Source organism: Bhargavaea sp. GQ12 (genome assembly GCF_059758705.1).
Genome location: NZ_JCAXEU010000009.1, coordinates 116,544 through 129,163, shown reverse-complemented (window position 1 = coordinate 129,163; position 12,620 = coordinate 116,544). Strand labels below are relative to the sequence as shown.

The window sequence follows — 12,620 nt, the reverse complement described above, 5'->3', positions numbered from 1 at the left end:
TTTGCTTATTGTCCGATAGTCGTGTTTGTCATTTCTTTCACCGGCAGGAACAGCTCCCCTGTTTCAAGGTAAGTGACATCGAGGCTGTCGCCTTCCTGGATATAGACCGCGAGCGGCACCGTTTCCGTGGAAGCGAGGAAGCTCCGCCCGTCTTCAGCCAGGACCGATACGAGCGTGAAGTCGCCCGCCCGCTCCTTGTAGACACGCTGGACGGTGATCGTCGCTTGCGCCTCTTCCGCCTCCGACGATCCGTCGACGGTTGAACCGCCTCGCTGTAGCGCCGTCTTGTACAGCTTTAGGGCTTCGTTCGGCGTCCCAGCAAAAGCGGAAATCTCCGGATTCGCCGCCGAGACGATAAAGTAGTTCTGCAGGAAGCCGTTCTGGTCAAGCACCGGTGTGAGCCAGCTGGCCTCGCCATAGAAGTTGTAGAGCACCGGCATCTCGCCGGACCATTTCTTCTCGATGAACTTTTTCTCGATGATCTGGAGCGCACCCTGGGAATCCATGTACGATTCCTCGAGGTTGCCCGTGTAATAAGTCGCCTCTCCCGTTCGCGCATCGGTCAGCGCGTAGCCGAGCATCGAGTCGACTTCCTCTTTCGGGCTTGTGAAATCGGTGAAGTAATACATCTGTCCGGTTTCATCGAACACCGGGCTGACGTTCGCCTCCGTGCCTTCATCAGACGGCAGCTTCACGTCTTTTTTGCCGAACAGCGAGTTCCAGAACCCATGGACATATTTCCCGAAGTAGCTGTTTGCCAGGCTGACGGCCTCGGGCGATACGGCGCCGTCGATAAACTCCGGCACGTCCCCGATGGCGTAGCGCTGTGTCTTCCCGGTCGCCGGGTCGACAGAGACGATGCCCTTCACGTCGAAGCCGTTCCTAGCGGAGATGAACTTCCCGTACGAGCGGATGTAGTGCGGCTTGCCTTCGTCGTCGATTTCCAGCTGGGCATCGCCGTAGAAGATGAGGCCCGGCTCAGCCATGCGCATATGGCGTTCGACGTTTTTGTGGAAGTAGGACGACGGCGTGTATGCCATCTCGGACTTCACGAACTTCGGATTGTCGGCCGAGTCGGTCGCGCTCATCGTGAAGTATCCCGGCGTCGTATCGCCGTTGATCCACTTGAAGAATCCGGCAAACTCGACCGGCGCGATGTACACGAACTCGCCTTCGACTTTCTGGATCTGCAGCTCGCCGAGTTCATAGTAGCTGGTGTTCGGCACCTGGCCGAACGCCTTCTTCATCTTGTTGCGTGCGAACTTTGGCGGCACGCTCGCAGGCGTCTTCGTTTCGTCGAACGCTGTGATCTCGACCTGCTCATCCATCTCGACCGCCTTGTACTTGTCATCCGCATTAAAAAGCGGAGCAGCGAGGATGTAAGCCGCGAACAGGAGCGCGGCCAGGGACAGGATCGTGCGCGCCTTGCGTTCCATCCCCCTTGCGGCAGATGCGGCACCAATTACAGCCGCGATGACAACCGCCGGCCACAGCGACGTCCAGTTGCGGTCAAGGTTCATGAAGTAGTAGACGGCAAACGTGATGATCGCGAACGTGACGGCGGAACCGATCAGGAGCGGCACCGTGTTCACCGGCTCCTCCGTCTTGTGTCCGTCCTTTTTCACATTCTTGGTGGCCCGGAACGGCACGGCAAGCAGCGCCAGCACCAGACCGGAGATCACGGAAAACAACAATAAATTCAGCATGAGGAAAACCCTCTCTTTTTGGAGTGTATAGTCTTTCTACGGTGAAAAGGGGCCGATGGTTTCAATTTTTTCTGGAGCGCTGGCCTGTCCATGATTTGTGGGACGGCAGAACGCAAAGAGAGACTAAGATAACCGCGCATAGAATCCTATGCGCGGTTATCGGAGTTCTATGCGCGCTCACAGGTGTTCTATGCGCGGTTGTTCGGCTTCTATGCGCGCTGCCGGCACTTCTATGCGCGCTTACCAAAAAGAGCACCCACCAAGAGTGCTCTACACTTCAATATTGATGATATGTTTTCCAACGGCCTTTTCCTCTTTCAATCAGACCAGCACTTTTCATCATTCTTCGTGCCGCATGCCGGTCGTCCACTCCAAGAAACCTCCGGCACTCCTCGTTGGTTAAGCCACCGCCGAAAATGAGGAACCAGTCACGGAGTGCTTCAATATGCGCCGAGCGGGAGACACACTCGCAGCCGCAGTGCCACGCGCGGTCGCGCCACCTCATGCCGAAGCCTCCGCAGTCGGGACAGATGACGCCGGTCCGGATGTCCGCCCGGGTCACTTGAGGATACATTGTGCAAAGAGACCGCTGTATATAAGGTTGATGTGCAGCAAGTACTTGGCGGGCAAGATTGTCCAATTCATGTTCATCCAGCACGGGCTGTGCGGGGAGATTGCGCAAGAAAACCGGAATATTGTTCGGGAAGAGAATGGGGTGTGGAGCGTCAGCCGCCTCGACCATCTGGCTCGGGTAGGCGAAGACGACTGCGCCGTATACAGGAATGGGGGTTTTTCGCTCATGCAGCCAGTCCCGGAACAGCATCAGGTGGCTGTCCAGCTGCGCAAACGGACTGCCGAGTGCTTCTTCGCGGCCGTCCTTGTTGATCCGGACCAGTTGTGGGAGGTGTCCCTGATCACGGAGCGGCCGGAGATATTTTTGACTTCAAGAAGGCATGCCCACGACCGGCTAAGCAAAGAGCGTCCAGTTGGAACCTGGAGCCGCAGATAAGCCCGAGATCCGCGAAAATCCGGATCGGATCGCAGTGGCGGTACTCCAATAACACCGCGTCAACCCGCTCCTCCCCGCCGAATCCGGCTTCGGCCTGTTTCCGGCGTTCCTCCAGCATGCCGGCGACCGGATGCCCAGGCCGCAGCCTTCTCATGCCGGAGTCGCATACCTTCCCGATTCCAGGCCTCGCCCGGTCCTTCATGATCAATCGATCACCTCCATCTCCATAGTACCCGATCCGCTTTAAAACTCCATGCGGTACCCGGCCGCTTTTGCGGGTATACACGAAAGAGAGACTCCCGATACTCGGAACAGCAGACCGCATGAAAAGGAGTGAGCTGATTGGAACCGGAGAAATTTGAAATCCGCTCGGTGACGCACCGTCCCGGTGTCATCACTTTTGAGTGGGATGATACTGGCGATGAATACCGGGTTTATAAGGAAGGCGAACTTCGCCAGGAAGGCCCGGTGTGCGATTTCACCGACGATTACGTGAAGGACGGCAAAATGTATCATTACTCGATCGAGCGGATCCGCAACAACCGGACCGAGGACGTCATCATGATGCAGACGTCCGGCCTGAATCAGAAAAAAGACGCCCATAACCCGCTCCGCTACCTTGTCTTTACTACAATTGTCGCCAAATCACAGGTGGCCCTTTCCTGGGAGAGGATACCTGAAGCCGAGACCTATTCCGTATTTAAAAACGGCGACCTTGTCACGGAAACCAAAGACTGTTCTTACATTGACCGCGATGTTCCGGATGAGCGGACATTCTACATGATCCGCACGACACGCCCCGCCCGGAAGGCGGAAGAGCCGATGAGCGCAGGCAAGTCGATCCTAGGGCGGATCGCAGGGAAATTCAATCCGGACTCGAGTACGGAAGAAGATGTCACGGAGGAGTTCTGGATCACAAAGGTGATCGGGCAGCCTTCAAAGCTCCTCCTGCCCGCCGAGGAATGGCGCGAGCCCGATCCGGTCGAAAGCTGGCGCTTGCGATACACTACCTTCCTCGAAGAAAAGTTCATCAACAACCCGAATGTGCTGTCCCCGAACCGGACGTTCAAAGGTGACGGCCGCTACTTTGATCCGGAGGGCGAGTCCTTCCGTACGCGCGGTGACGTAACGCTGTCCTACAAAGATCCGGGTTACCCGCTCGTCTTCCGGAAAGAAGCCGGCAAGACCGTCGCCTACGGACTGTCCGGCCGGAAACGTGAGGAAGGAACCGCTTCGATCGACGACTTCACGATCGAGCCGCTCGAGCACGACGGCAGGGAATTCGGATTCGAACTCAAGCACTCTGTCGGCAATCCGCTCACCCCTGCACCGATGATTGATTACGAAGTTCACGCCATACTGCGCCGCCACGGCACTTTTCACGTGACGGGCTACCACGACCAGGCACCACACCACGAAGTCTACCTGGACAAAGGCGACGGATGGGTTCCCATCCACCGGGCGGCGTCGAAGGGACTCGCGCATATGTCGGAAGTGATCGCCTACCAGCACTGGGTCGCCTCCAACTTTGAATAACGACAAATAGGCCGCCGGCGAGGCGGCCTTCTTCATTTCGGGAAATAATTGCAAATCCCGACATATTTCCCGGGAAATAAGCGCGGAAATCGACAATTTCCCGGAAAGAACAAAAGCGCAAGCGCCCGCTTAGCAATGTACAAACTGGAACCCTTCGCAATGTGATAAAGGAAACACGGTGAGGAACGAGCCGATGTTGACTTATCGCAATGGAGAAGGGTGAAGTTTGCCAGTTGCTGGGCGCTGGAGCTGGACGTGGACGCCACGTGAATAGCCATTATCCACAGAGTGACGATTTATCATTTCTAAGCAACAAAAAACCGCGGGAGTCCGCGGTCCTCACGCCAGAAAACGTTCCCTGATGTTCTTGGGCGGCAATCTGCAGGCTTCTTCTTCTGTTTTCTTGCCGAACCACTTAAAGCGGTTTTCCGCGATGTAGTCGTAGGCGCGGTCGCGGATCGGCTTCGGCACAACGATAAACAGAAAGGCCAGGTGCCACAGTCCATCGAGCTTCTTCGCGATATGGAGCGCTGCGGTTGACTTCGTGTATGCCTTGTCCCCTTCGATCAGCACCATCGAGTCGACCTCTTCAGGGATTTTGTGCTTCTCCCTCAATTCCTGGCCGACGTCACTTTGCAGAGAAGCATATTTAAAGTGTCCGATGGGATCCCGCTTAATGATGAACTGGACGCTTTTGTCACAGAAGTTGCAGGTTCCGTCGAACAGCACAACGCGTTCTTTCTTCATGTCAGGTGCCTCCTTCCGGCTATTTCTTTTCTCCTCCGGCTATTCCCCTTCCGGCACTCGGCAAAACCGGACCGGGACGTGACGCGCGTCCATTTGCCCGCAAATGTCACGCATGTAATAAGAAAAGAGAGGAGGTGCTTACCATGAGGCGACACATGCAACATCATCACCATGGACATGGCTGCGGCTGCCAAACATGCCGGCCGATTGTCTGCCCGCCGACATACCGCTTCCACGACACCTTCACCCAGCGTGAGGTACCGTTCGTCCACCCGATCGTGAACGTCAACCGGCAGAACGTCGTGAACGTACCGCGCCACTACTTCACCGAGTCTGAAACAACGGTTCCAGGACGCAACATCTACGCGGATTCCTGCGGTCCCGGCTTTGGAGGTCCAGGCTTCGGCGGACCTGGCTTCGGTGGTCCCGGACCCTTCCGGCGCGGCCGATACTGATACGTTGTGGTAAAATCGGGTCAACAACACACAAAGGATGACTCCGATTGAAACGTGCACTAACATTCGCCATTCCCATCATGCTCATCGTCGCCGGTCTGGCCTGGTGGTATCTGAATAAAGAATTCCAGGACGTCCCCGGGACACACCGCGTGTACATCATGATCGGCGCAGCCCTGCTGAGCGGCGTCCTCTCCTGGTTCCTGTTTCCCGAGGAACCGAAGGATCCGGGAGAATGATGTCCGCCCCGCCTTGTGCGGGGCTTTTTATTTTCCGGCAAGCACCCGTTCGACAAACTCCGGCAGTCCGCTCATCGGAGCCAAAAGCGGCGGCCGGGTGCCTCCGCTTTTCAACTATGAAATGTTTCCCGGGAAATGCCGTGTTCTTATGCAAGATCTCTTTTCCTGAACAAAATCAGCCCGAGTGCCATCAGCAGCAAACCAACGCCTCCGACAGCCAGACAGGCTCCCCAATCAACCGCTTCACTTGGTGTTTCGTTGAGATAATGGAAAGGCGTCAGGATCCGGTAACTGTCATCCAGGCCCAGCAGCTGCCCAAGATAGCTGACGAAAAAGTTGTAGAGCAGATACAGCCACACAAGCACATGAAGCCGGTGATGAAGGCCGATCAGAAAGGCGGACAGCCCGGTGAACAGCAATACCGCAGGGAAGTAGTTCAGGGAGCTCACCATGTAATCAACGAATGTGAGGCTGATGTCCTCCACACCAAGGCTCGCCGCGTACATGCCGGTGTTTGCGAGGAACAGGGAGAGGAAGCCGGCAGCGAGGGCAAGGGTGATATAATCTCCCATTAGCTTCATGCGGTTAATGTTAAGTGTGCCGAGATACTCAAGATGCGAACGCCGCTCTTCTTTCAACAGTTTCCCCATCACCATGAGCGGCGGAACGAGCCCGATGAGGGTGACGATCACCATAAGCGTCCCGATAAACTGGACGGCAAGAGTGCCGTCACCTTCACCGGCCATCTGGCGGAGCATCTCGTTGTCGCCGATGAACGATTCCAGGTCACCGAGGATTGAGCCATAACTTGCGCCGATCAGGAGCATTCCGGCAAACCAGCTGATGATCAGCGTCCGGCTCAGCGTGAATGCCAGGCGCAGATGGCTCCCGATGTTCCGGCTTCGGCGGTTCACTTGCAGCCGGATGACGGAACCCCCGAGGTCACGGTTTCTGAACAGCAGCCATGCCGCAAGCAGAAAGACCGGACCCAAGACAAACGGAACAAGCCAGATCGCCTCATTTTCACTGTACAAGGAAAGCCTGCTGATCCAGTTGTAAGGCGAGACGACGGAAAGATCCGGAGCTGCCACATCGGTTGCCGCCCGGTATGCATAGCCAATCAGCAGTACGGCCAGCACGATGCCGAACGTCCAGTCCGCGGACGGCAGCAGCTGTGCCACGAGAAGGGTCAGGCCATAGAAAAACAGCCCGAAGCCGAATGTCTGCGCGGCGTACAGGAAGTTGCCCGTGGTCTCCATCGATTCGTAGCCGAACGACTGGAGGCCCGCAAACAGTACGAGCGCGAGAATCGCGTTCATAAGGATACCGACCAAAACCTGCGCTGCGAATACTCTGTTCCGCGTGATGTTTTTGGACAGCACTACCTCAAGCAGTCCATCGTCCTCTTTCCTGCGGCTCAGGGAATTCACGATCATGATGTTGAACAGGCCGACGACGATCGCCATAAACACCGCCATCTCATGGGAGAACATGACGCCGAGTGTGTAGTCGCCCTCCTGGATCGGGCCGGTCATGGCGATGACAGCCGGATTTTCCATTGTCGCCTTCAGCACATCACGGTCCGCCTGAGTCGGGTAGAGCTCATGGAAAGCCGGAGGCATCATGAGCGTGAGAGAAGCAATGCCGAAGATCCACCAAAAAATCCTGAACCTCGTGTCTTTTATGGAAAGGCGGAAGTAGTCCCTCATGACGTACCGCTCCCGGAATCGTAGTAGCGCATAAAAATGTCTTCGAGCTTCGGTGGCAGCGTCTCGAGGTTATCCAGCTCAAAGTGCTTCAGCACAGCCAGCACCTCTTTTACCTTGTCCGCATCGGCCATGAATTCTGCCTCAGAGCCTTCCTGCACAAACTCATGCACCCCCTCCATGCGTCCAACTTCCGACAGATCATCCGGCGTCCGGACCCTGTAGTGCACGCGAGTGATGTGCTTGAGTTCACTGAACCGGCCGGTTTCGATGATTCTGCCTTCACGGATGATGGCCATCCGGTCGGCCAGCTTTTCGACCTCAGAGAGGATGTGGCTGCTGAGGAGGATGCTTTTGCCCTCAGATTTTGCCGCAAGCACATGATGGTGGAACGTCCGCTCCATGAGCGGGTCGAGCCCGGTTGTCGGCTCATCAAAGATCAGCAGGTCCGCCTCCGACAGGAACGCGGAGATCAGCGCGACTTTCTGCCGGTTCCCCTTTGAATACGTCTTGCATTTCTTTTTCGGATCCAGCCGGAACTCCCGGATCATGGCATCCATCTTTTCTTTGTTTTCATTTCCGCTCAACTTCATGAAAAAGCGGATCACTTCGCCGCCGGTCAGATTCGGCCATAGCTGGACATCGCCCGGCACGTAGGCGATATGCTTCCGGTAGTCCGGCTGCGCGGCCACCGGCTTTCCGTGGATCCGCACTTCCCCCGATGTCGGGCTGATGGCTCCGATAATGGCCCGGATCGTGGTCGACTTACCTGCGCCATTCGGCCCGATGAACCCAAACACTTCCCCTTCCCGGATTTCAAAAGAAACATCATCCACTGCGGTGAACTTTCCGAAACGCTTCGTAATCCCCTTTAGCTCCAGCACGCTCATGACCGGTCCCCCTTGTAATAGATCGTCTTCATCGCTTCCAGATACACATCGAATTCATCCCAGTAACGGTCCAGGTCATTGAAGTCCACGCCTTCCGTTTTCATCCGCTCCTCCGCCTCCCGCGCATAGCCGTCAAATGTCCACTGGACGAGCCGCATGAGTGTTTCCGGAGGCAAGTCGCCGCGGAACCGTGACAGATCGAGGCCGTCAAACATCTTCCGTGTCCCTTCCTCCATGAGTGTTTCCAGCCGTTCCTTGAAGAAAGAAGGCACTTCGGGCGACAGAAAGATCACCGCGGCAAATGCGGAGATCTCAGGATGCTGCCGGAAATAGATGCGCTTAGACTCCGCGATGCGGGCCATCCGCTCGATGAATCCCTCCTGCTCCGTGCCAATCCACTCCTCCAGGCTTTGTTCCATATGATTCAGCGCAAAGCCGATGCAGTCCCGGAACAGGTCTTCCTTGTTCTCGAAATAGTAATACAGCATCCCCTTGCTCATGCCCGCATTCTTTACGATCCGGTTTGTTGATGCTTTGCCGAATCCGTTTTCCGCGAACTCCCTCATGGCTGCCTTCAGAATCTCTTGCTGACGGTCGCTTTCCAAGCGCCTGAATGATTCTTTCATCGTTTACACCCCGTTCTGCGGATGGTATTGACCACCCTGGTCAACGCCAGTATATGACAAGTTGACCAGGGTGGTCAAACGAGAGCAAAAACAATGCGGAGGCCACCTGCCTCCGCATTTCATCCGGCTTCTATTAGCGCTCACAGAAGGTGAGTGAGGCCTAATGATAACCATACCCCCAGCCTCGAGGGCTCATATGATTCTATGAACGATCATCCGGGATTTATGAACGCTCCCCGATTGCGGGTAGCCGGCCCGCCGACTCCAGACGGATTGCGATGGCCAGGCCGATCAGCGCGCCGCTGATGCTCGAGACGAGAAATGCCGGCAGGAAGAACAAAGCACCTGCCGATGCGCCCATCAGGAGATTGGCATAGGGCGCCGCAAGAAGCGAGGCGATGATGCCGGTTCCGAACATCTCGCCTGCCGATGCCGTCCATGTCCTGCCCGTCTTCACGTAAAGCCAGCCTGCCAGGAGCGCGCCGATCATGCCGCCGGGAAAGGCGAGCAGTGAACCGGTCCCGGTGAGGATCCGGATCAGTGCTGTCAAAAATGCAATCATGACTGCAGGACCAGGCCCGAGCGAGACGGCTGCGATGACGTTGACTGCGTGCTGGACAGGGTAGGCCCGCGCCACGCCCGCCGGGAAAGAGACAAATACCGAGCCCGCTACTGCAATCGCGGTGAACATGGTCATGAGGACGAGTGTCTTTGTATTCCATTTCATGTGACCGCACGCCTTCTCCGCCTAATCGTTTCCTCAATCGCCATCCGGATCTCCCGTGCCGACCGCTCCGGATCATCCGCCAGGGAAATCGCCGTGATGACGGAGACGCCGGATGCGCCGGACGCGATGACAGGGCCGGCATTAGCCGCAGTGATGCCGCCGATGCCGACTGACGGGAGCTCCGGGAATGCCTCAGCCGCTTCCCGGAGCGGCAACGTGCCGCAGACCGGGCGGGCATCCGGCTTGGATGTCGTCTGGTAAACCGGGCCGATGCCGACATAGTCCGCACCTGCAGCAGCGGCTTCCCGGACTTCATCCAGGTTATGCACCGAGACGCCGAGGATCCGGTCACCGATTAGCCTGCGCACTTCTCCGGCGTCACCGTCATCCTGTCCGATATGGACACCGTCTGCCCCGAGCTCCAACGCAAGGCGCACATCATCGTTCACGATAAACGGCACGCCGTATGCCCGGCACAAGTCCCGGCAGGCTTCGCCGAATGCACGCAGTTCACGTCCCTCAATCGCACCGGGGCCCTTTTCCCTCAGCTGGAAGCAGGTGATGCCGCCCCTCAGCGCCGTCTCCAGCACCTCCAACGGATTGCGCGCGCCGGTATTTGGGCTTCCCATAATGAAATAAACGCCTAGCTTCTCACGAATCAATGAGCACCTCTCCTTTCAGGGCGCTTCCCGCCCGGTGGTATGCCCAGTGATTGGTCGGCCCGTGACCCGCTCCCAGGCCGAGGCCGTCGGAAATCGCCGCGTGGATAAACCGCTTGGCTCCAACGACCGCTTTTTCAAGCGGTTCCCCGGCCGCAAGAAATGCCGTAAGTGCCGCAGAAAACGTGCAGCCGGTGCCGTGGGTGTCTTTTGTCCGGATCCGCTCCGCCGATAGCCAGATCCGCTCCCCGCGACCATCCATAAACAGGTCACAAGCCCGCTCTTCTCCCTCAAGATGGCCGCCCTTGACGACAACGGATTGGGTGCCCAACGCAATCAGCCGGCGCCCGGCTTCCTCCATGTCTTCCAAGCTCCGGATCATCATCCCGGCAAGCACCTCCGCTTCAGGGATGTTCGGAGTGATGACCGTGGACAGCGGCAGAATCTTTTCCCGCATCGCCTCCACGGCCTCTTCCCGCAGCAGATGCGCGCCGCCCTTCGCAATCATGACGGGGTCCACGACAAGCACCGGGTGGCCCGCACCGGCAAGACCCGCCGCGACTTCAGCAATAATATCCCCGGAAAACAGCATGCCGGTTTTAACGGCGGCCACATCAAAATCCGCAAACACCGCATCCATCTGTGCGCGGACCGCCTCCGGGCCGAGCGGCCAGACGCCGTGCACACCGAGCGTGTTCTGAGCGGTGACGGCAGTGAGCGCGGACGTGCCGAACACGCCCAGCTCCTGGAAGGTCTTCAGGTCCGCCTGGATGCCCGCGCCGCCGCCCGAATCCGATCCTGCGATTGTCAGTGCCACACTTGTCATGCCCGCACCTCCTCGGCCGGCTCCGGAACCGCGAAGTCTTCCTCTCCCAGTAACGCCAGCCGGTCGATAAACGCAGAAAGGAAGCTTCCCAGAAGAGATGAAGTTGCCGCCGCCCGCTCTCCTGCCGCCTTGTAGAAGGCGAGTGCCGCGGCCACGGCGCGGAACGGGTCATCTTTGCCCACTGAGAGAAACGCTCCGCACACCGCGCTCAGCAAACAGCCGGCGCCGGTGATCCGGCTCATGACCGGATGTCCACCGCTGATGCGCACGATCCGCTGACCGTCCGTCAGCGCGTCCGTTTCCCCAGTCACCGCCACAACGCATCCGTACTGCCGTGCCACCTCCGCGGCAACTGTCTCCGTGTCCATGTCACCATCACCGGCATCCACCCCCGAAGCCTGCCAGTCCACGCCCGCAATCGCGGCAAGTTCACCTGCGTTGCACCGGATCAGCGTGACATCCACCGCCCCGAGCAGCCGGCTGACGGCGTCCCGGCGGAATTGCGTCGCGCCGGCACCGACCGGATCCAGCACGACGGGATTCCCTGCCCCGTTCGCCGCCTTGCCCGCCATTTCCATCGCCTCCAGCGACTCCCGGTGGAGCGTACCGATGTTCAGCACCGTGCACGACGCGGCTGCTGCCATTTCTCCGGCTTCTTCCGGCGCGTCCGCCATGACGGGGGAAGCACCGAGTGCAAGCAGCCCGTTTGCCTGGAAGTTCGCAACGACGATGTTCGTCATGCAGTGGACAAGCGGCCGCCTTTCACGGAGTTCCGACAACAGTTTGCTCATCGGACCCCCTCCATTTCCGGGGTTTCCCACTGTTCTCGTGTCCATGCCATTTCCCAGAAGTTCAGCTCATAGATGCTGCTTTTGCGGAACCTCTCCCCAAGTTCCAGGATGCGCTCCTCGGGCAGTTCCTCCGCCAGCCGGTTCATCCTGTCGATCTGCTCGTTCACGAGTTCGCCGAACCATTCGGAGCCATAGGTTGCGATCCACTTATCATAGATCGGGTGACCCGGCTCAGCGCCCTTCAGCCGCTCGCCGATCTCCCAATACAGCCAATAGCACGGAAGCAGTGCCGCAAGCACATCTGCAAGATCACCCTCGACGGCCGCCCTGTACATATGTGACGTGTACGCATAAGCAGTCGGCGCCGGCCGGAATGCCGCATGCTCTTCCGGCGTCACACCGAGCATCGTGAAGAATTCCTCATGAAGTGCCAGTTCCGCTGAGCATGTCGCTTCCGCATGCTTGGCAAAGCTTTGTGTCGTCAGCAGGTCTTTCGCCTTCACCGCGCCGAGCGCCTGGACTTTTGCGAAATGCGACAGGTAATACGCGTCCTGCAACACATAAAATCGGAAGACGTCCTCATCGAGCGTTCCGTCCGCAAGCGCCTCTACGAAAGGATGTCGGAAACTTGCCTCCCAGATCCCATCGCACTCCCGCCGTACCCGTTCACAAAATCCCATCTTCTCCGTCCCCTTTCCTAATT

15 protein-coding genes are annotated in these 12,620 nt (G+C 57.9%); 3 read left to right on the top strand and 12 right to left on the bottom strand.

Translation table 11 applies throughout. The features are described from left to right. Positions 1-5: 5 nt before the first annotated feature. From AC6CHQ_RS10255 to AC6CHQ_RS10245, 3 genes are all read right to left on the bottom strand, one after another. Complete coding sequence (locus tag AC6CHQ_RS10255) at positions 6-1,706, bottom strand: hypothetical protein (RefSeq protein ID WP_498081510.1); 1,701 nt, start codon at positions 1,704-1,706, stop codon at positions 6-8. 277 nt (positions 1,707-1,983) lie between these two features. Beyond that, positions 1,984-2,529 carry a hypothetical protein gene (locus AC6CHQ_RS10250; protein WP_498081509.1) on the bottom strand — a complete coding sequence of 182 codons (546 nt, stop codon included), beginning with the start codon at positions 2,527-2,529 and terminating at the stop codon, positions 1,984-1,986. A 91-nt stretch (positions 2,530-2,620) separates the two neighbouring features. Then, positions 2,621-2,923, bottom strand: coding sequence for a hypothetical protein (locus AC6CHQ_RS10245; RefSeq protein ID WP_498081508.1), 303 nt, complete (start codon positions 2,921-2,923; stop codon positions 2,621-2,623). Between the two features lie 134 nt (positions 2,924-3,057). Between AC6CHQ_RS10245 and AC6CHQ_RS10240 the strand changes: the two genes are divergently transcribed. After that, on the top strand, positions 3,058-4,251 hold the full coding sequence (locus tag AC6CHQ_RS10240; protein WP_498081507.1) for a DUF3238 domain-containing protein: 1,194 nt from the start codon (positions 3,058-3,060) through the stop codon (positions 4,249-4,251). Between the two features lie 339 nt (positions 4,252-4,590). Here the strand turns inward: AC6CHQ_RS10240 and AC6CHQ_RS10235 are convergent, their stop codons facing one another. After that, positions 4,591-4,998 (bottom strand): thiol-disulfide oxidoreductase DCC family protein, encoded by a 408-nt coding sequence (locus AC6CHQ_RS10235; protein WP_498081506.1) that lies wholly within the window; start codon positions 4,996-4,998, stop codon positions 4,591-4,593. 143 nt (positions 4,999-5,141) lie between these two features. Here AC6CHQ_RS10235 and AC6CHQ_RS10230 point away from each other — a divergent pair, with 143 nt between their 5' ends. Continuing rightward, positions 5,142-5,453, top strand: coding sequence for a hypothetical protein (locus AC6CHQ_RS10230; protein WP_498081505.1), 312 nt, complete (start codon positions 5,142-5,144; stop codon positions 5,451-5,453). Between the two features lie 47 nt (positions 5,454-5,500). Continuing rightward, positions 5,501-5,692 carry a histidine kinase gene (locus AC6CHQ_RS10225; protein ID WP_498081504.1) on the top strand — a complete coding sequence of 64 codons (192 nt, stop codon included), beginning with the start codon at positions 5,501-5,503 and terminating at the stop codon, positions 5,690-5,692. Positions 5,693-5,838: 146 nt separating this feature from the next. Here the strand turns inward: AC6CHQ_RS10225 and AC6CHQ_RS10220 are convergent, their stop codons facing one another. The 8 genes from AC6CHQ_RS10220 to tenA form a co-directional block, all read right to left on the bottom strand. Continuing rightward, positions 5,839-7,401 carry an ABC transporter permease gene (locus tag AC6CHQ_RS10220; RefSeq protein WP_498081503.1) on the bottom strand — a complete coding sequence of 521 codons (1,563 nt, stop codon included), beginning with the start codon at positions 7,399-7,401 and terminating at the stop codon, positions 5,839-5,841. Continuing rightward, positions 7,398-8,288, bottom strand: coding sequence for an ABC transporter ATP-binding protein (locus AC6CHQ_RS10215; RefSeq protein ID WP_498081502.1), 891 nt, complete (start codon positions 8,286-8,288; stop codon positions 7,398-7,400). Before AC6CHQ_RS10215 ends, AC6CHQ_RS10220 begins: the two co-directional genes overlap by 4 nt. Continuing rightward, positions 8,285-8,914 (bottom strand): TetR/AcrR family transcriptional regulator, encoded by a 630-nt coding sequence (locus tag AC6CHQ_RS10210; protein WP_498081501.1) that lies wholly within the window; start codon positions 8,912-8,914, stop codon positions 8,285-8,287. The genes AC6CHQ_RS10215 and AC6CHQ_RS10210 overlap by 4 nt, the downstream gene beginning before the upstream one ends. A 223-nt stretch (positions 8,915-9,137) precedes the next feature. Then, positions 9,138-9,641 (bottom strand): energy coupling factor transporter S component ThiW, encoded by a 504-nt coding sequence (gene thiW / locus AC6CHQ_RS10205; RefSeq protein WP_498081500.1) that lies wholly within the window; start codon positions 9,639-9,641, stop codon positions 9,138-9,140. Beyond that, positions 9,638-10,270, bottom strand: a complete 633-nt coding sequence (gene thiE / locus AC6CHQ_RS10200) for a thiamine phosphate synthase (RefSeq protein ID WP_498081511.1) — start codon at positions 10,268-10,270, stop codon at positions 9,638-9,640. Before thiE ends, thiW begins: the two co-directional genes overlap by 4 nt. Before the next feature lie 22 nt (positions 10,271-10,292). After that, positions 10,293-11,126: a bifunctional hydroxymethylpyrimidine kinase/phosphomethylpyrimidine kinase gene (thiD, locus tag AC6CHQ_RS10195; protein WP_498081499.1), complete on the bottom strand. Its 834-nt coding sequence runs from the start codon at positions 11,124-11,126 to the stop codon at positions 10,293-10,295. Next, positions 11,123-11,917: a hydroxyethylthiazole kinase gene (gene thiM, locus AC6CHQ_RS10190; protein WP_498081498.1), complete on the bottom strand. Its 795-nt coding sequence runs from the start codon at positions 11,915-11,917 to the stop codon at positions 11,123-11,125. The genes thiD and thiM overlap by 4 nt, the downstream gene beginning before the upstream one ends. Next, positions 11,914-12,597, bottom strand: a complete 684-nt coding sequence (tenA, locus tag AC6CHQ_RS10185) for a thiaminase II (protein ID WP_092053239.1) — start codon at positions 12,595-12,597, stop codon at positions 11,914-11,916. The genes thiM and tenA overlap by 4 nt, the downstream gene beginning before the upstream one ends. Between the last annotated feature and the right edge of the window lie 23 nt (positions 12,598-12,620).

Bases quoted from the DNA above. Each gene is read 5' to 3' on its own strand.
- AC6CHQ_RS10255 (WP_498081510.1), bottom strand. From the start codon at position 1,706: ATGCTGAATTTATTGTTGTTTTCCGTGATCTCCGGTCTGGTGCTGGCG.
- AC6CHQ_RS10250 (WP_498081509.1), bottom strand. From the start codon at position 2,529: ATGCTGTTCCGGGACTGGCTGCATGAGCGAAAAACCCCCATTCCTGTA.
- AC6CHQ_RS10235 (WP_498081506.1), bottom strand. From the start codon at position 4,998: ATGAAGAAAGAACGCGTTGTGCTGTTCGACGGAACCTGCAACTTCTGT.
- AC6CHQ_RS10230 (WP_498081505.1), top strand. From the start codon at position 5,142: ATGAGGCGACACATGCAACATCATCACCATGGACATGGCTGCGGCTGC.
- AC6CHQ_RS10220 (WP_498081503.1), bottom strand. From the start codon at position 7,401: ATGAGGGACTACTTCCGCCTTTCCATAAAAGACACGAGGTTCAGGATT.
- AC6CHQ_RS10215 (WP_498081502.1), bottom strand. From the start codon at position 8,288: ATGAGCGTGCTGGAGCTAAAGGGGATTACGAAGCGTTTCGGAAAGTTC.
- AC6CHQ_RS10210 (WP_498081501.1), bottom strand. From the start codon at position 8,914: ATGAAAGAATCATTCAGGCGCTTGGAAAGCGACCGTCAGCAAGAGATT.
- thiW (WP_498081500.1), bottom strand. From the start codon at position 9,641: ATGAAATGGAATACAAAGACACTCGTCCTCATGACCATGTTCACCGCG.
- thiE (WP_498081511.1), bottom strand. From the start codon at position 10,270: ATGGGAAGCCCAAATACCGGCGCGCGCAATCCGTTGGAGGTGCTGGAG.
- thiD (WP_498081499.1), bottom strand. From the start codon at position 11,126: ATGACAAGTGTGGCACTGACAATCGCAGGATCGGATTCGGGCGGCGGC.
- thiM (WP_498081498.1), bottom strand. From the start codon at position 11,917: ATGAGCAAACTGTTGTCGGAACTCCGTGAAAGGCGGCCGCTTGTCCAC.
- tenA (WP_092053239.1), bottom strand. From the start codon at position 12,597: ATGGGATTTTGTGAACGGGTACGGCGGGAGTGCGATGGGATCTGGGAG.